At 46.2% G+C, this 16,146-nt stretch carries 19 protein-coding genes; 1 reads left to right on the forward strand and 18 read right to left on the reverse strand.

What is annotated here, in order from left to right; genetic code table 11:
- Positions 1-25: 25 nt before the first annotated feature.
- Together sucC and MKX59_RS17680 are read right to left on the reverse strand one after the other, a co-directional pair.
- Positions 26-1,186, reverse strand: coding sequence for an ADP-forming succinate--CoA ligase subunit beta (gene sucC, locus MKX59_RS17675; RefSeq protein WP_028542730.1), 1,161 nt, complete (start codon positions 1,184-1,186; stop codon positions 26-28).
- 329 nt (positions 1,187-1,515) lie between these two features.
- Positions 1,516-1,986, reverse strand: coding sequence for a MarR family winged helix-turn-helix transcriptional regulator (locus MKX59_RS17680; RefSeq protein ID WP_023988180.1), 471 nt, complete (start codon positions 1,984-1,986; stop codon positions 1,516-1,518).
- 147 nt (positions 1,987-2,133) lie between these two features.
- On the opposite strand from MKX59_RS17680, the gene MKX59_RS17685 reads away from it, so the two are divergent.
- Positions 2,134-2,562 (forward strand): organic hydroperoxide resistance protein, encoded by a 429-nt coding sequence (locus MKX59_RS17685; protein WP_013309874.1) that lies wholly within the window; start codon positions 2,134-2,136, stop codon positions 2,560-2,562.
- 373 nt (positions 2,563-2,935) lie between these two features.
- Here MKX59_RS17685 and MKX59_RS17690 read toward each other — a convergent pair whose 3' ends face one another.
- From MKX59_RS17690 to trhA, 16 genes are all read right to left on the reverse strand, one after another.
- Positions 2,936-4,555 carry a YifB family Mg chelatase-like AAA ATPase gene (locus MKX59_RS17690; RefSeq protein ID WP_076294880.1) on the reverse strand — a complete coding sequence of 540 codons (1,620 nt, stop codon included), beginning with the start codon at positions 4,553-4,555 and terminating at the stop codon, positions 2,936-2,938.
- Positions 4,556-4,718: 163 nt separating this feature from the next.
- Positions 4,719-5,270: a nitroreductase family protein gene (locus MKX59_RS17695; RefSeq protein WP_025723284.1), complete on the reverse strand. Its 552-nt coding sequence runs from the start codon at positions 5,268-5,270 to the stop codon at positions 4,719-4,721.
- Between the two features lie 155 nt (positions 5,271-5,425).
- Positions 5,426-5,809: a YraN family protein gene (locus MKX59_RS17700; RefSeq protein ID WP_076264262.1), complete on the reverse strand. Its 384-nt coding sequence runs from the start codon at positions 5,807-5,809 to the stop codon at positions 5,426-5,428.
- Positions 5,809-6,108, reverse strand: coding sequence for an EscU/YscU/HrcU family type III secretion system export apparatus switch protein (locus tag MKX59_RS17705; protein ID WP_023988176.1), 300 nt, complete (start codon positions 6,106-6,108; stop codon positions 5,809-5,811). The genes MKX59_RS17700 and MKX59_RS17705 overlap by 1 nt, the downstream gene beginning before the upstream one ends.
- A complete protein-coding gene (locus tag MKX59_RS17710) occupies positions 6,105-8,246 on the reverse strand; it encodes a DNA ligase (protein WP_076264263.1) in 2,142 nt (713 codons plus the stop codon). The genes MKX59_RS17705 and MKX59_RS17710 overlap by 4 nt, the downstream gene beginning before the upstream one ends.
- Positions 8,247-8,336: 90 nt before the next feature.
- Positions 8,337-8,984 (reverse strand): ribonuclease HII, encoded by a 648-nt coding sequence (locus MKX59_RS17715; protein WP_076156892.1) that lies wholly within the window; start codon positions 8,982-8,984, stop codon positions 8,337-8,339.
- 210 nt (positions 8,985-9,194) lie between these two features.
- The gene (ylqF, locus tag MKX59_RS17720; RefSeq protein ID WP_023988173.1) at positions 9,195-10,055 is read right to left on the reverse strand and encodes a ribosome biogenesis GTPase YlqF; all 861 of its coding nucleotides are present in this window, start codon (positions 10,053-10,055) and stop codon (positions 9,195-9,197) included.
- 86 nt (positions 10,056-10,141) lie between these two features.
- A complete protein-coding gene (lepB, locus tag MKX59_RS17725) occupies positions 10,142-10,768 on the reverse strand; it encodes a signal peptidase I (protein ID WP_013309866.1) in 627 nt (208 codons plus the stop codon).
- A 101-nt stretch (positions 10,769-10,869) separates the two neighbouring features.
- Positions 10,870-11,214: a 50S ribosomal protein L19 gene (gene rplS / locus MKX59_RS17730; RefSeq protein ID WP_010346403.1), complete on the reverse strand. Its 345-nt coding sequence runs from the start codon at positions 11,212-11,214 to the stop codon at positions 10,870-10,872.
- Between the two features lie 224 nt (positions 11,215-11,438).
- Positions 11,439-12,257 (reverse strand): tRNA (guanosine(37)-N1)-methyltransferase TrmD, encoded by an 819-nt coding sequence (trmD, locus tag MKX59_RS17735; RefSeq protein ID WP_023988171.1) that lies wholly within the window; start codon positions 12,255-12,257, stop codon positions 11,439-11,441.
- The gene (rimM, locus tag MKX59_RS17740) at positions 12,257-12,772 is read right to left on the reverse strand and encodes a ribosome maturation factor RimM (protein ID WP_013309864.1); all 516 of its coding nucleotides are present in this window, start codon (positions 12,770-12,772) and stop codon (positions 12,257-12,259) included. The genes trmD and rimM overlap by 1 nt, the downstream gene beginning before the upstream one ends.
- 97 nt (positions 12,773-12,869) lie before the next feature.
- Positions 12,870-13,100 carry a KH domain-containing protein gene (locus MKX59_RS17745; RefSeq protein WP_013309863.1) on the reverse strand — a complete coding sequence of 77 codons (231 nt, stop codon included), beginning with the start codon at positions 13,098-13,100 and terminating at the stop codon, positions 12,870-12,872.
- Positions 13,101-13,123: 23 nt separating this feature from the next.
- Positions 13,124-13,396, reverse strand: a complete 273-nt coding sequence (rpsP, locus tag MKX59_RS17750; protein WP_013309862.1) for a 30S ribosomal protein S16 — start codon at positions 13,394-13,396, stop codon at positions 13,124-13,126.
- 67 nt (positions 13,397-13,463) lie between these two features.
- Positions 13,464-14,840, reverse strand: coding sequence for a signal recognition particle protein (gene ffh / locus MKX59_RS17755; protein ID WP_023988170.1), 1,377 nt, complete (start codon positions 14,838-14,840; stop codon positions 13,464-13,466).
- A gap of 52 nt (positions 14,841-14,892) precedes the next feature.
- Complete coding sequence (locus MKX59_RS17760) at positions 14,893-15,261, reverse strand: putative DNA-binding protein (protein ID WP_023988169.1); 369 nt, start codon at positions 15,259-15,261, stop codon at positions 14,893-14,895.
- 166 nt (positions 15,262-15,427) lie between these two features.
- Complete coding sequence (trhA, locus tag MKX59_RS17765) at positions 15,428-16,078, reverse strand: PAQR family membrane homeostasis protein TrhA (RefSeq protein WP_023988168.1); 651 nt, start codon at positions 16,076-16,078, stop codon at positions 15,428-15,430.
- Positions 16,079-16,146 lie beyond the last annotated feature (68 nt).

Genomic DNA, 16,146 nt, shown 5'->3' on the forward strand with positions numbered 1-16,146 from the left:
TTCGGCATATCGGAATGCAAACAGGCTATTGAACAAGTTCGACGATTTTTTGGGCGCCATCCGCCATGGAATCGGCTGCCACGATATTCAAACCGGATTCCGCTAAAATCTGTTTGCCGAGCTCAACATTCGTACCTTCAAGACGGACAACAAGCGGACGAGTCAGCCCCAACTGTTTGGCAGCCTCCACGACGCCGTTCGCAATGATGTCACACTGCATAATTCCGCCGAAAATGTTCACGAAAATACCTTCTACCTTCGGATCGGACAAAATGATTTTGAACGCTTCGGTTACCTTTTCCGTCGTCGCACCGCCCCCTACGTCTAGGAAGTTGGCCGGATCGCCACCGTAATATTTAATAATATCCATGGTTGCCATCGCCAAACCCGCACCATTGACCATACAGCCAATATTTCCGTCCAGAGCGATATAGCTTAGATCGTATTTAGATGCCTCAATTTCCTTCTCATCCTCTTCATCCAAATCACGCAATTCCAAAATATCCTTATGACGGAACAACGCATTAGAATCAAAATTCAGTTTGGCATCCAACGCCAGTACATTCCCATCACCCGTAACGACTAAGGGATTGATTTCTGCAATTGAACAGTCCTTGTCCACAAAAGCTTCGTATAGCGCCAGCATAAACTTGACCGCTTTGTTTACCAGCTCATTAGGAATATTAATGTCATACGCCAACTTACGTGCCTGATACACCTGAAGCCCAATCGCTGGATCAACAACCGCTTTAAAAATCTTCTCCGGAGTGGCTGCAGCCACCTCTTCGATTTCCGTACCGCCTTCTTCTGAGGCCATCATTACGATACGTCCAGTCGCACGATCTACGACAACGCCGACGTAATATTCTTTACGAATATCGCAGCCTTCCTCAACCAAAAGGCGTTTGACCTCTTTACCTTCAGGTCCGGTCTGATGCGTCACCAGCACCTTACCCAAAATTTCAGAAGCAAAAGTGCGCACCTCATCCAAACCTTTGGCAACTTTCACGCCACCCGCTTTACCGCGTCCACCAGCATGAATTTGTGCTTTTACCACCGTAATAGCGCTTCCAAGCGATTCTGCCGCAGCAACGGCTTCCTCCACCGTATAGGCAACCTTACCGTTCGGTACAGCCACTCCGTACTGCTTTAATACTTCTTTACCCTGATATTCATGGATATTCATTCTGGAATCCTCCTATCAACATGACTGCAACAAGGGCGGTTCACAAGGAAATCTATACTAAACCTACATCATTGTAACATGTTTTTAAAACGCTTTCCTTATAATTTAACCTCATGAATTACAGTATTTTGATATCATTATCATTCCCAAAATCGAATGCTTGGATATTATTGGATATTACGATTAATACAAATTCACACAAATAAAAGCACCTCTACAACACGGGATTACCTAATCCGCATTAAGAGGCACTTTATTTCTTCAAGCATTATTACTTTCAGCTGAGAACAACTCATGCCATAAGATTCGCAAGAGCAACTGAAAATATCTTATGATTTTTCAATTTGTACATTCGCTTGATGAACACGATCAAGCAGATCATTGAACTGGAGCAGAAGCGACCCAAATTGATCATGAGTCATACTTGTTTTTTCCTGGATGCATCCTGGTACAGATAGAGCTTTTTCCCGCAATGCGCTTCCCTCTGTCGTCAAAGAAATCAGCACCTTACGCTCATCCTGAGTGGAACGCTTTCGATCGATCAGCCCGGCGTTCTGCAATCTCTTCAATAGCGGAGTTAGTGTGCCGGAGTCCAAATATAGTGCCTCACCCAATTCCTTCACTGTACACTCTTCACGCTCCCAGAGCACGATAAGTACCAAATATTGCGAGTACGTCACACCGAGCTTTTCCAGATAAGGCTGGTATAGCTTCGTTATCTCTCTGGAGCATGCATATATGGCAAAGCATAACTGATTATCAAGTTTTAACGCTGTACCTTCATTGGGATTGTTTTCCATGCTGTCTGATCACCTACTTTCGTCATTATTTTAGCACATTATATAATAAAATACATGCTAATTGCACAAAATACTTTACAAACAATAATTATTTTGATAAATTAAATTGTGTAAAATATAAATTGAGCGAGAGGCAGTGATTGGATTATGATGACCATTCAACAAAAAATGTATGAAACAACAGTAAAAGCGGTTGGTGGACGTAACGGTTATATCGAGTCTTCCTCCCCTGAACTTCGTTTAGATATTGATACCCCAAAAGAAATGGGTGGCGCAGGCGGTGCAGGTACGAATCCAGAGCAATTGTTCGCAGCAGGCTATTCCGCTTGCTTTGATAGTGCCTTAAATATGGTTGCTCGCATGCAACGTGTTAAGCATGAAGGTACTGAAGTAACAGCTACGGTCCATTTCGGCAAAGTGGAAGACGGCGGCTTCGGAATCGGAGTAAACCTCGATGTATTGGTAAAAGGCGTCGATCATGAAACTGCAGTAAAACTGGTGGAAGGCGCACATGAACAATGTCCATACTCCCGCGCTACCCGCGGTAATATTGAAGTGAAACTGAACGTCTTGTAACTCAGATTTTCTTTAGCATATGTAGGGGGACATCTCCATCTCTCTTCTTGAATTTAATAGTACTCGTTAGAATGAATTTCACAACAAGCCCCTCAACCGTTTTTGTCGAGGGGTTTATTATCCTTTCAGCTATCCCTTCGTTAAAGACTGTTTATTTTTTTCCATCAAGTAACATGGGAGATGATGCATAATCGTATATACGAAATTGATATACTCATAGTATAATCACTATTGTCATAATCTTATTTTTCTTCTCCAGATCTTTATTGTCTGGAGCTTTTTTTGTCCTTTTTTCCATTTTCTATTGTACATACCCTTTGGAAAAACTCTTTTATAAAAATGATCGTGTTATAACTACTAGTTTTATTGCTTTTTAACTTTCGGGAAAACTGGCATTTGCTCTATCCATATGGCGGTATTGAATAGCTTCAGCCACATGTGAAGTCAAAATTTTCTCTGAGTCATGTAAGTCTGCAATGGTACGCGAAAGCTTGAGAATTCGATCATACGCACGCATGCTTAAACCGAGTGCGTCCATTGTCTGATCAAGCAAGTCCGCTGCATTTTTTTCTAATATGGCATATTTACGAAGCATCTGACCGGACAGCTCACTATTCCATGAAAAGGGAAGCTTGCTATATCTGTGGATTTGTATCGCTTGAGCAGCCAGCACCTGCCTTCGCATTTCAGCGGATGACAATGATTCTTTTTCCTCCCGCCAATCCTTCGGCTGCGATACTTCAAGCTGAAGATCAATCCGATCCAGCAGTGGACCGGAAATACGTGAACGGTAGCGAGCTACTGCTGCAGGTGAACAGGTACAGCGCTGATGTTCCGTATCATTTCCGAAAAAGCCACAGTGACACGGATTTAAAGAGGCAGCAAGTAAAAAATGCGCCGGATACTTAAAAACAGCACGTGAACGACTGATCGTAACATTGTGGTCTTCCAATGGTTGGCGCAGCACTTCTAGTACATGACGGCTAAACTCAGGCAACTCATCCAGAAATAAAATCCCCCGGTGTGCAAGACTGATTTCTCCTGGTTTGGGTATACCTCCCCCACCCACCAAACCAGCAGCAGAGATCGTATGATGAGGCGAACGGAAGGGACGAATATTCATCAGATGAGGCGATGACTCCTTCCACTTCCCGGCAGCGCTGTATACTTTGGTGACTTCAAGCGCCTCCTTTTCAGTCAAAGGCGGAAGGATAGATGGCAACCTGCGGATGAGCATGGTTTTCCCAGCCCCCGGCGGTCCCATAAGCAGGATATTATGCATTCCGGCTGCAGCGATGACTAACGCACGCTTGGCGTGCAGCTGACCCAGCACATCGCTGTAATCCTCCATGTTGCTAGTTATCTCTTCTTTCTCACACAACGGTAAATGCTCTGCCTGAGGTAAATGGTCATAGGAACAGATCATGACTTGTTTACTGGCAGTACAACTCTGATTTGTCGCTTGCCTATCAACAGTCCCTTGTGCACGATCTTCAATCGGGATAATATCTGATAGATGACGTATAGCGTAAATACGTATACCCGTAATCAGACGAGCCTCGCTTGCGTTTTCCTGGGGAAGCAGCACGGAGTTGAATCCTTCTCGCTTGGCCAGATCAACCATGGACAGCACCCCATTTACAGGGCGAATACTGCCATCCAGCGCCAGCTCGCCAATAAACAGCGTCCGTTCTCCCACGGGTAAAACGACCTGTTCACTGGTTGTCAGCAACCCTAAAGCGATAGCAAGGTCAAAAGATGAACCTTCCTTACGCAAATCAGCAGGAGCTAAATTAATCGTGACACGCTGGGACGGATATTTAAAGCCACAGTTTTTAATTGCTGCTCTGACACGCTCCACTGCCTCTCGAATCGCCGAATCCGGCAATCCTATAATCGCTGTCTGAGGCAAGCCATTGGACAAATCAGTCTCAACTTCAATCAGAACGCCATCTATTCCATACAGACAAGCTCCGTGTAATTTTCCATACATATCAAAAAGCACCTCTCCTCATATTGGAATGCTCCCTCTCGGGAATCATTGCATATATGAAAAAAGGTGCTTCCAAATTTTCATTCTTTGCAAATGTGATGTTCGAAATTTTAGCTCCGAACTATGCTTTCAAAATTCTTGACTAAGTTTATCTGACGACAGATTATTTGTCAAACAAGGTCAGCTTATCGGCTGCGGGAGTACGTGGTCTTGATTCCGGGATAACGTCAGGATAGCCTGCATATATCATTCCTATTACCTTCTCACCTGGTTGAATTCCCAAGTGCTCACGGAACTTAGGCGAATACAAAAATGGCTTTGTCACCCAAAACGTTCCGATTCCTTTGCTCCATGCGGCAAGCATAAAGTTTTGTACAAGCGCGCTGACCGCTGCAAAATCCTCATCCCAAACCGCTTGACGCGGGTCTTCTTCCAGCACTACTAAAAGCTGGATCGGGTTGTGCAAAATGCCGCTCTCAAACTTGTTGTCCTTACCGATATCGGCTGCAATTGCTTTTGCAAGCTTTTTCCGTCCTTCACCAGCAAACAACAGAAAACGCCACGGTTCACGCATTTTATGATTAGGAGCCCACACAGCGACGTCCAGCAGTTCTTTGATCGTATCTACCGGAATGGAGTCGGATTTAAATCGTTTAATCGTCCGGCGTTCCTGAATTACATCTATGACATGTTCACTAAAGGTATGCTTTGTCACGTAAATCCTCCTTTACAGGTACAACTGCTCGATATTCATTTCCAGATGAAAATGATAACTATTCTCAATAAAATATACCTGTAGCTTTCCTTCCTGTCAACCTGCACATATGAATTCAGTCACGCACTCTTACCTTCGAAAAAGCTCTTACTCTTTTAAAATGCGCCTATTAAATGGTTTGTAACAACTGCCTTTTCGTCAGTTAATTGTACAGAAATCATGTCAAAGCGGATTGGAGCATCTCCAATCCCGTTCATATGCAAATATACAGCGGCTGTTTGGCGAACTTGGGCTATTTTACGCGCAGTAACTGATTCTGCTGGCGTTCCATATTTGGAGCTACTTCGACTACGTACCTCAATAAACACGAGTGTATGCTCCTGCTTGGCAATCAGATCTATTTCACCACTGCGGCATCGCCAATTACGCTCTATGATTCGGTAACCCAAGTTTTTTAAAAACAAAGCCGCTGCCTCTTCGCCCATCGCTCCTTTAGCTTTCCGTTGATCCTTGCCTCCAGCCTTCATTTCATTCCACATCACCAGTCATCCCTTGAAGCAAGCCGATCCATTTGATATATATAGGTAAGCACCTCTGCCACCAACTGATAGAGCTCAGCAGGGATTTGTTCGTCCAAATCAAGTTTGGATAGTACTTCAACCAGCGCAGCATCCTCCTGAACGGGAACACCATGTTCTTTGGCCTTTTCTAAAATGCTATCCGCAATACGGCCGCTCCCCTTGGCAACGACAATCGGTGCTTCGCTCTCACCAGGCGTATATTTAAGGGCGACCGCCTTCTTTATGGAAGGAGAAGGAGGTTCCAACGGCTCTTTCATATTTTAAGATCGACTCCTTTATACGGCTGAGGCACATAGCTTTGTACTTCAGAAGAGGCGAGGCTGTTCTGTTCAGTCCTTATGGGCATGGGCTCGGTACGAAGCGATAGAAGCTGGTATCCTAGTGACTCCAACGCTGTGTGAATGGACTCACGCCCACTGGTTAACAACGAAGCCGCCCATTCATGATCATTATGGAGCTTGACACTTACAATCCGATCTACAACCTGGACATCTACCAGGGTCGGTCCAAGTCCCTTCATGTCCAAATCAAACCAAAGACGACAGTTGGAGGCGTCCAGCTCTCCCCGTTTGCCGCGGCGGGACTGAATCTGGATCGTAGCTGTTTCGCGACCGTCCGGTCCAACGAATGGTATAAACATGTGTACTTGGGCAAAAGGCGCCGTTCGGTCTGTATTGAGCAGCAACTGCTGACCTGTCAGGTGCTGTACAACCTGCTGAGCCGCCTCTTTCAAAGCGGGCGGCAGGTCGTCACTGCTCATCAGCTGGAGCAGTGCCCCTTTTACGGTGTCTGCGTCTGCTGACACCGTGTCCCCAGACGCAGCCGCTAATCCCGGCAGCGTCTGGGGCATTCCCTCTGGCGGCTCCATACGTGCCGCCGCCCCTTGCGCGACCTGTGTAGTCGCGCGGTGCACTTGCTGCTCGTGCTCTGCACCGAGCAGCTTCAGTACGCGGCCTACCCACGGGTCTTCCGTGGGGGTGAGCTGCGGGCTGGACGCCACAGGCTGCGATGCAGCGGCGTCTGCGGCCCGCGAGGCGCCAGCCGCCCGCTGCGCCACTTCCGCTGCGGGCTGCTCTGGGGCAGCCGTGCTCAGTGCGGGCGGCACCGCCGCGCGTAGCTCTTGCAACAGCGTGCGCAGCCGCTGGAGCGGCACCTCTGGCGCAGCAGTGTTGCCTGCTGTGGATTGCGGCACAGGGGCACCAGCCTGCTGTGCCGAGAGACGGTCAGCCGTGGCTGAGGTTAAGGCGGGCTTGGCCCCCGCAGGCTCTGCCGTGGCAGCCGCTGGAGCGCCATCCGCATCCTTAAGCTGTGTGCTTGCCGCTGGAGCTTGCTGTGACTGTGACTGCTCCACTCTGGTGCGGGGACCATTTAATGCATCAGCACTCGATTCTGGCGCATTTACGCCAGCTTCCGATGCCACTGTCGCTCCGCGTCCATTGGCTGCCTCCGATGCCACTGTCGCTCCGCGTCCATTGGCTGCCTCCGATTCTCCTGGAGCAGTCCCTTTGGCTGCAGATGTAGCCCCCGTCGCAGTATCTGAATCTGTTGCCAAAGCACTCGCTGCTGCAGCAAGGTTGGCTGCTTGAGTCCCTTTTAACAATTCCTTGCCGCCTGTGGTTTGTCCAGCTTCTGCCTGCTTTGCAGCGGTAGAAACATCCTTGGACAATAGAGGTGCTTGGCCTTCCTGCCCATCTACCACCACAGAAGAAGCACCTGTTGGACTAGCAGACATTCGGTCAGCGTTCTTTATAGCTGTCGATTCCCCCACTGAACGGTCAGTGGATATTCCCTGTGCTTGCTGTTTTAATACCGTTTCAAGCTCTTGCTCCAGCGAAGACAACAGATCATTTAAAGGAGGCCCAAACATCGCTTGACGCAATCCATTTATGCTTTCTGTCGTCAATGGAAGTCCACGCTGAAAGGCAACTGCCGCCGCCTGCACAAACGTTCCCAATTGTACATTGCCGCTTTGCTTCGCCATAGCTTCTCGCAAAGAAGCCGCATTTTCCGACGTCAACGGCACACCATTCTTTTGCATTGCCTGTATAAGCTCCCTGTTCTGAGCTGTATCCGGCAGTCCCACCGATTCCAATACATCTGTCAGCGCTACGGTTTGCTGTGGTGTATTGGCCACATCGTTCAGAGGCTTAAGCACCGTCATTCCGCTGGGGGAAGCCGGTTGAACCTGAAACGTTGTAGTCTGTCCAGGTTGAAGAGGGGTCTCCAGCTTTGCCCTGACCTGAGAACCTTGTATTTGCAACACAGCCTCACCGCCGTCCTCAGACACCTTTAGCACGACTCCTCGTACGACCTGACCTGGCTGCATATCAAGTTTTTTAGCCTCTCCAGCCTTCACATCTCCAAGTAATCCACGAAATACAGATCCGATGTTCATATCGCCCCTCCTCTCACTCTCCCCCATTCAAAGGGGCTTATGGTATTAGTTATACTTTATATCGGCATTGTCCCGATTCATAATAAGTAACTACAGATCAAACAGTGTCGGTTGCTCTGTCAACAAATTGCCCAGAAAGCTGCGTCTATGCATCTTTGTAGGTCCTAGCGCCAAAATTTGTTCCCTGTGCAACTTGGTAGCGTAACCTTTATGTATACCGATCCCATATTCCGGATACTTCGCATCCCATTCACCTTTACACAGCCGATCACGGGTTACCTTGGCGATGATAGAGGCCGCCGCAATGGACTGACTGTTCGCATCTCCTTTAATAATAGAGAGCTGAGGAATAGGCACATCTACCTTTTCTGCATCCACCAGTAAATAATCAGGAGATACATGTAAAGCCTCAATAGCCTGCTTCATAGCCAAACGAGCTGCCTGCTTAATATTGATATCATCAATCGTGTGCGCGTCTACATAGCCAACTCCTACAGCAATGGCCTTCTCCATAATCAGCTCGTAGTATGTTTCTCTCTTCTTATCCGTCAATTTTTTGGAATCATCCACACCTTCCAGTAACTCACCCACTGGTAAAATGACTGCTGCGGCCACAACATCACCAAACAGGCACCCACGACCTACCTCGTCAATACCTGCAATCCGCTCACAAGACTGCTCCCAGCATTTTTTTTCATAATGTAGCATGTCCTTTGCTACAATCTCTTTATTTTCCATATTCAATACCTGCCCATCTATATGTAGTTTAACGCGTCATTCATGCCGTAGCTCTAGCGATTGAATTCAGCTTACCACAGACCTTCACCGTCCAAAACCCTTTTCTAACTGCCTTCAAATACCAAAAAAAACCTTCCTCCTCTCCGGAGAGATGGGGAAGGTTCTTCCTTGCCACAAAATGCTATGTTCTGCATCGGTGTACCAGTAAAATCAGTAAGGAGCTTCCAAACTGAATCGTCCCAGCTTCCCTGCACGCAGCTCACGCAAAATGATTTTTGACGCCTTTTCGAGATCTACACGTCCGCCGCTAACAATACAGCCACGTTTACGTCCGATCGCTTCCATAACGTTGACAATTTCATCAGGATTTTCTGTATCTTCAGGACGTTCGGTGAGCTCAAAGCGCTCTGCCAGTGCATCCCAATAGTACTGAACTAAATATTTAGTCGCAAAAAAGGCAATATCCTCGACATTCAGAATTTCTTCCTTGATCGCACCTGTAACTGCCAGACGATAGCCTACATTCTGATCCTCAAATTTAGGCCATAGAATACCTGGTGTATCCAGCAATTCAATTTCTCCGATCTTGATCCACTGCTGTGCCTTCGTTACCCCTGGACGGTCACCCGTAGCTGCAATATTACGTCCCGCCATTCGGTTGATCAGTGTCGATTTACCAACATTCGGAATACCAACAATCAACCCACGCATAGGACGCGGGTTCATTCCCTTCCTAATCTGCCGATCTATCTTTTCCTTAAGCAGCAGCTTAGCCTGAATCGGAATTTCTTTTAGTCCCGTCCCAGTTGTGGCATCCACCGGAAGGGCCACATGCCCCTGCTCCTTAAAATAAGCAATCCATTGCTGTGATACTACCGGGTCCGCCAAATCTGCTTTATTCAAAATAATCATCCGCGGCTTGCCTTGCAAAATATCATCAATCATTGGATTTCGGCTGGAGAGCGGCAATCGAGCATCAATCAGCTCAATGACCAAATCAATTAACTTTAATTTTGCTTCAATTTGGCGGCGCGCTCTGGTCATATGACCAGGAAACCATTGAATCGTCACCGTCATCACCCCATTGATCGTAACTCCTACTTTTACCCTTAGGCTCTTAGTTAGGATTACGGCAGCTATGCTGCTTATTAGTTATTCTAGTGGTTAATCCACTGCATATCTTTTGCCGGCCAGAAAATAACGTCAGCCCGACCTACGACTTCCTTCAAATCAATATATCCAATCATCCGACTGTCTGTACTATTGGAACGGTTATCTCCCATTACAAAAATATGCCCTGCCGGAACTTTTCCATCCTTAAACTTCTCATTTGGAAAATTTGTAAACTTGTTGTAAAGCTCGCCATTCTGATGGGCTTCTTCTAAAGGAGCTTTCAAATAAGCTTCCTGAATCGGCTTACCATTTACTGTAATCGTGTCACCTTCTACCTTGACCGTATCTCCTTCAACGGCAATGACGCGTTTGATAAAGTCTCTTCCTTCCTCCGGCACATGAAACACGATCACTTCGCCTGGTTTAGGGGCACGGAAATCATACAAAATCTCATTTACAATGACGCGTTCTCCGGTATGAAAGTTAGGCTGCATCGACGGGCCATCCACAATAAACGGCTTAAAGAGAAGCCAGCGGATTAAAAAGACAAGCACTAACGCAATAATGATGGCCTTGAGCCACTCAAAAATCTCATTTTTTGGTTTACGCTTGGGCGTACCATCCTGATCAGTTGGCTGCTGTACAGCTCCTTGTCCTACTTCTTGCTCCATAGCTCACTGTCCTCTCTTTACGGTCAATAATCCACAGTTCCCTATGTACGTAGAAAAAACGAAAGGAGCTTGTAACCAAGCCCCTTTCGTTATTCGTTGTATTAACGACGAATTTCTTTAATTCTCGCTGCTTTACCGCGCAGTTCACGAAGATAATAAAGCTTCGCACGACGCACTTTACCACGGCGAGCCACGTCGATTTTATCGATTTTCGGGGAATGAAGCGGGAAAGTTCTTTCCACACCTACACCGTAAGAAATTTTACGAACTGTAAAAGTCTCACTGATTCCACCACCACGGCGTTTAATTACAACACCTTCAAACAACTGGATACGCTCACGAGTTCCCTCAATAACTTTCACGTGCACTTTCAAAGTGTCACCAGGACGAAAGTTAGGCAAATCTTTACGCAGTTGTTCTTCAGTGATCGCTTGGACGATATTCATCTATGACTCCCTCCTTCCGTACAGGTGTTCATGCTTCTTCTGGAAACACAACCGTTTCCTTCATCATCCACAGAGGACCACCGTATTACACACAACAGATGTATTGTATCATGGAGGATACCGCATTGCAACAACAAAAAGGGATTTGACCAAACATTATTTAATTGACTCCATTATAAAACAGGTCACCGCCTGCTTTCAAATCCACTCATGTCTAAGGCGCTTTATTGCTTATCCCCCAAACAGTCAGATTTGCGCTGCTCCTCAATCCACATGCGCTCCTTGCCTGTCAGTTCAGCCTGTTCCAACAGGTCTGGTCGGCGTTCCATCGTGCGACGTAACGCCTCTTGGCGTCTCCAAGAATCAATATTGACGTGATGCCCTGACAGGAGTACATCGGGTACTTTCCAGCCCCGAAACTCCGCAGGCCGGGTATAATGGGGGTACTCCAGCAGCCCCGTACTAAACGAGTCCGTTACCGCACTCGTTTCGTTCCCCAGCACTCCTGGTAGCAACCGTGTCACACTGTCAATGACGGTCATGGCTGGAAGCTCACCACCAGTCAATACATAATCTCCGATAGAAAGCTCATCCGTCACCAAATACTCTCGAATACGCTCATCATAACCCTCATAATGCCCACATATAAAAATAAGATGGTCCTCTTTGGCCAGCTCTTCCGCTTTCTTTTGCGTAAAAGTCTCGCCTTGTGGACACATCAAAATGATACGCGGAGATTTTATGTCTGTGTTACGTTCTACCCCTTCATGTTGGATAACTTCATCGGCTGTCTCTAATGTTGGTTGCTCTGATTTATCCAACAGCGCTTCCACAGCAGCAAAAATAGGGTCAGGCTTCAAAACCATGCCGCCCCCACCGCCATAGGGCGTATCATCCACTTGTCCATGCTTGTTGCCAGCATACTGACGAAAATTAACCGCTTGCAGTGATACAATTCCCTTATCCCTTGCTTTTCCCAGAATGCTTGCATTAAATACTCCATCAAACATCTCTGGAAACAGGGTTAGCACATCCACCCTCATTACAGCAGACCTTCCATTAACCGTACCGTAACCCGTTTTTCACGCACGTTTACATCCAAAATAACATCCTCTATATACGGCAATAGCAGTTCCTTGCCTTTAGGCATTTTGACTACCCATACATCATTGGCTCCCGGAGTCAAAATTTCTTTGACCACGCCGAGCTCATTTCCGTCTTCGGTCACCACTTCCATGCCGACTACTTCATGAAAATAGAATTCATTTTCTTCCAATTCGCCTAACCGCTCAGCAGATACCTTCAACAATGTACCTTTATATTTTTCGACTTCATTAATATTGTGATATTCCTTAAATTTAGCGACAACCATATTTTTTTGAAAACGCGCTGTTTCAACAGTTACGGGGATCGGTGCTTTACCTTCCGCCGGAACAATCAAAAGCTCACTACCTTTAGCAAAACGATCTTCTGGGAAATCTGTCGTCGTTAATATTTTAAGCTCCCCACGGATTCCATGGGTGTTCACAATTTTTCCGACATTAAACAATTGTTGCATCGTGTTCCTCCTGCTTGTAATCGGTCCCGCTCCATATCATCTTCATCATGTACGAAAAAGGGTTAGGACATACATCCTAACCCACTTTCGTATATCTTTAAGATATGATGTCTACGGTAACCCGTTTATCCATCTTAACGGCTGCTGATGCAACCACAGTGCGAAGCGCCTTGGCGATACGACCCTGCTTACCAATGATTTTGCCTACATCCTCAGGATGCACACTAAGCTCATATACAACAAGCCGATCCTTCTCCAAGGTCTTCACGGTTACATCTTCCGGATGATCGACTAAAGCCTTAGCAATGATTATCACTAATTCTTCCATGGTTGACCCTCCGTATCAGCACCTTATTTCTGTAGTTTAGATTCATGAAACTTTTTCATTACGCCCGCTTTGCTAAGCAAGTTACGGACTGTGTCGGATGCTTGTGCACCATCTTGCAACCATTTCAGCGCTTTATCTTCATCAATTTTTACAACCGCTGGTACTGTGATTGGGTTGTAGTAACCGATTTCTTCGATAAAACGACCGTCACGCGGGGAACGAGAATCAGATACCACGACGCGATAGAAAGGAGCTTTATGTGCACCCATACGTTTCAGACGAATACGAACTGCCACGAAAATTCACCTCCTTCAAAAAGTAGACTGTATATTGTTATCCCATAATTCCAAGGGCCTAACGGCCTTAGCGGAAAGGAAACTTCATACCTTTACCCATACTCTTCAGCTGCTTCATAGCCTTGTTTTTGCCACCCTTAGGTCCCATCATATCTGAGAACTGCTTCATCATGCGACGCATTTCGTCAAATTGCTTTATCAGACGATTTACCTCAGCCAGTGATGTTCCACTGCCTACAGAAATACGTTTGCGTCGGCTATGATTAATCATGTCTGGGTTTTGCTTTTCCTGTGTGGTCATAGAATGAACGATAGCCTCAATCCGGCCCATCTGTTTGTCATCCACTTTGATATCTTTCATTTGCTTCATGTTGCCCATACCGGGAATCATATCAAGAATCTGGTCGATTGGGCCAAGCTTCTTAACTTGATCCATTTGCTCCAGAAAATCTTCAAAAGTAAACTCGGCATTACGCATTTTACGTTCCATTTCCTTCGCCTTATCGGCGTCGATATTGGACTGCGCTTTTTCAATCAGGGACAACATGTCACCCATGCCTAAAATCCGTGAAGCCATCCGTTCAGGATGAAACGGCTCCATCGCATCCAGCTTTTCACCCAATGTAGCAAACTTGATCGGGCATCCCGTCACAGCCTTAACTGATAATGCTGCACCACCACGAGTGTCACCATCCAGCTTCGTCAGTACAACTCCCGTCAATTCCAAGCTACTATTAAAGTGCTCTGCAACGTTAACCGCGTCCTGCCCCGTCATGCTATCTACAACCAGTAGAACTTCATCCGGGTTGACGTTGGTATGAATCTGGCGTAACTCTTCCATGAGTTCTTCATCAACATGAAGACGACCCGCAGTATCTATAATAACGTAGTCATTACCATTATCCTTAGCATGCTGCAAACCCTGTTTCGCAATTTCTACCGGGCTTGTCTGATCTCCCAGTGTAAATACAGGAGTATTAATCTGCTCCCCAAGAACCTGAAGTTGCTTGATCGCGGCTGGTCTATAAATATCACCAGCTACAAGCAATGGACGATGATTTTGCTTTTGCAACAATTTCGCCAGTTTACCAGACGTCGTCGTCTTACCTGCGCCCTGGAGACCCACCATCATAATGACCGTAGGCGGTTTGTTTGCTTTGGCAAGCTTGGCCTGACTGCCACCCATCAACTCGGTCAGTTCCTTGTTCACGATGTCGATGATGACCATGCCTGGCGTAAAGCTGTCCATCACTTCCTTACCAACGGATTTCTCCTTTACCTTGGCAATAAAGTCCTTTACAACCTTGAAGTTAACGTCCGCCTCAAGCAAAGCTAATCGTACTTCACGCATCGCCTGAGCTACATCATCCTCAGACACTTTTCCTTTGCCGCGCAGTTTACTGAATACATTTTGCAAGCGAGTCGATAATCCTTCAAATGCCATACTTTCGCACCTCCTTGTCTACCAGGGTTGTTTGTTCTTATATCTATATGTCCTACAATTCCTGCAGGCGATTTACAATTTGATGGACATGTTGCAGAGTGCCTTCATCGGACTCACCGATTTTACCGAATGCCTCATACAACGTCTTATTTAATTCTTCGAGATCTTGGATTCTACGCTCATACTTACTTAGCAAACCAAGCTTTTCCTCGTACATTTCCAATACCTGTTCAGCACGTTTAATATGTTCATACACTGCCTGACGGCTAATTTGAAATTCCGATGCAATTTCCCCTAAAGAAAAATCATCATGGAAGTAATATTTTAAAAACATCTGTTGCTTCTCTGTAAGCAGAGGTTCATAGAAGTCAAACAGTCGGTTAATCCGGTTTGTCTTTTCCAGCCGATTCTCCTGACTCATCTTGTATACCTCCATCGTCAAGGAAAAACACTTTACAGTTCTTTTCAACGTTCCTTATGATACATAAAAGAAAAGAAGATGTCAAGCGTTATCCCTTGTCATACAAAAAAAAGCCGATCCACTGCCCTTAAACGGAAGTACGGATCGGCTTTTTGCCCACTGTTACTTAAACCCTTACTGGAGTGAGATACAGCAGAACAGCCAGAAAATGAAGTATGCTGCCTGCCAAAACAAACAGATGCCAGATCGCATGGTGATATGGAAATGCCCGCCACACATAGAAAATCGTGCCCAACGTATACATTAGACCACCTACGAACAATAACGTCATCCCTCCAGCGGGAACAGTCGCAACAAGAGGATTCCAGGCAATGGTGATGAGCCAGCCCATCACAATGTAAAACACGGTAGACATAAACAGAAAGCGCTTGGTGAAAAACGCCTTGAACAACACACCAAACAGTGCAATCCCCCAAATCACTCCAAACAGCGTCCATCCCATAGTACCTCGCAGTGCAACGAGCATAAACGGGGTGTAGCTACCTGCAATGAACAGGTAAATGCAAGAATGATCGAATATTTCGAACAAATCTTTCATTTTCCCTTCACGCAGGCTATGAAGCAACGTTGAATTGGTGTACAACAGCAACATCGTAATCCCGTAAATCGTAAAGCTGACGACATGCCAAGTGGTTCCTTTCATGCTAGCAAAAACAATGAGCAACACAAGCGCTGCTACGCTTAAAACGGCTCCAATTCCATGTGTAATGGCGTTGGCTACTTCTTCCCGTCGGGAGTAGGTATAGGTGTTTGCCATCGGTTTTTCACCCGACTTCCTGATTTATATTTTACATACAAGATACATTACATATACGGCATCGACAG

Origin of the sequence: Paenibacillus sp. FSL R7-0340 (assembly GCF_038002205.1) — a bacterium.
GTDB classification, from domain to species: domain Bacteria; phylum Bacillota; class Bacilli; order Paenibacillales; family Paenibacillaceae; genus Paenibacillus; species Paenibacillus polymyxa_B.

Bases quoted from the DNA above. Each gene is read 5' to 3' on its own strand.
- trmD (WP_023988171.1), bottom strand. From the start codon at position 12,257: ATGAGGGTGGATGTGCTAACCCTGTTTCCAGAGATGTTTGATGGAGTA.
- MKX59_RS17690 (WP_076294880.1), bottom strand. From the start codon at position 4,555: ATGTATGGAAAATTACACGGAGCTTGTCTGTATGGAATAGATGGCGTT.
- ffh (WP_023988170.1), bottom strand. From the start codon at position 14,840: ATGGCATTTGAAGGATTATCGACTCGCTTGCAAAATGTATTCAGTAAA.
- sucC (WP_028542730.1), bottom strand. From the start codon at position 1,186: ATGAATATCCATGAATATCAGGGTAAAGAAGTATTAAAGCAGTACGGA.
- lepB (WP_013309866.1), bottom strand. From the start codon at position 10,768: ATGGAGCAAGAAGTAGGACAAGGAGCTGTACAGCAGCCAACTGATCAG.
- MKX59_RS17685 (WP_013309874.1), top strand. From the start codon at position 2,134: ATGATGACCATTCAACAAAAAATGTATGAAACAACAGTAAAAGCGGTT.
- rplS (WP_010346403.1), bottom strand. From the start codon at position 11,214: ATGAATATCGTCCAAGCGATCACTGAAGAACAACTGCGTAAAGATTTG.
- MKX59_RS17715 (WP_076156892.1), bottom strand. From the start codon at position 8,984: ATGGAAAATAAAGAGATTGTAGCAAAGGACATGCTACATTATGAAAAA.
- MKX59_RS17700 (WP_076264262.1), bottom strand. From the start codon at position 5,809: ATGTGGAATGAAATGAAGGCTGGAGGCAAGGATCAACGGAAAGCTAAA.
- MKX59_RS17680 (WP_023988180.1), bottom strand. From the start codon at position 1,986: ATGGAAAACAATCCCAATGAAGGTACAGCGTTAAAACTTGATAATCAG.
- MKX59_RS17710 (WP_076264263.1), bottom strand. From the start codon at position 8,246: ATGAACATCGGATCTGTATTTCGTGGATTACTTGGAGATGTGAAGGCT.
- MKX59_RS17760 (WP_023988169.1), bottom strand. From the start codon at position 15,261: ATGAGTCAGGAGAATCGGCTGGAAAAGACAAACCGGATTAACCGACTG.
- MKX59_RS17745 (WP_013309863.1), bottom strand. From the start codon at position 13,100: ATGGAAGAATTAGTGATAATCATTGCTAAGGCTTTAGTCGATCATCCG.
- MKX59_RS17705 (WP_023988176.1), bottom strand. From the start codon at position 6,108: ATGAAAGAGCCGTTGGAACCTCCTTCTCCTTCCATAAAGAAGGCGGTC.
- trhA (WP_023988168.1), bottom strand. From the start codon at position 16,078: ATGGCAAACACCTATACCTACTCCCGACGGGAAGAAGTAGCCAACGCC.
- rimM (WP_013309864.1), bottom strand. From the start codon at position 12,772: ATGCAACAATTGTTTAATGTCGGAAAAATTGTGAACACCCATGGAATC.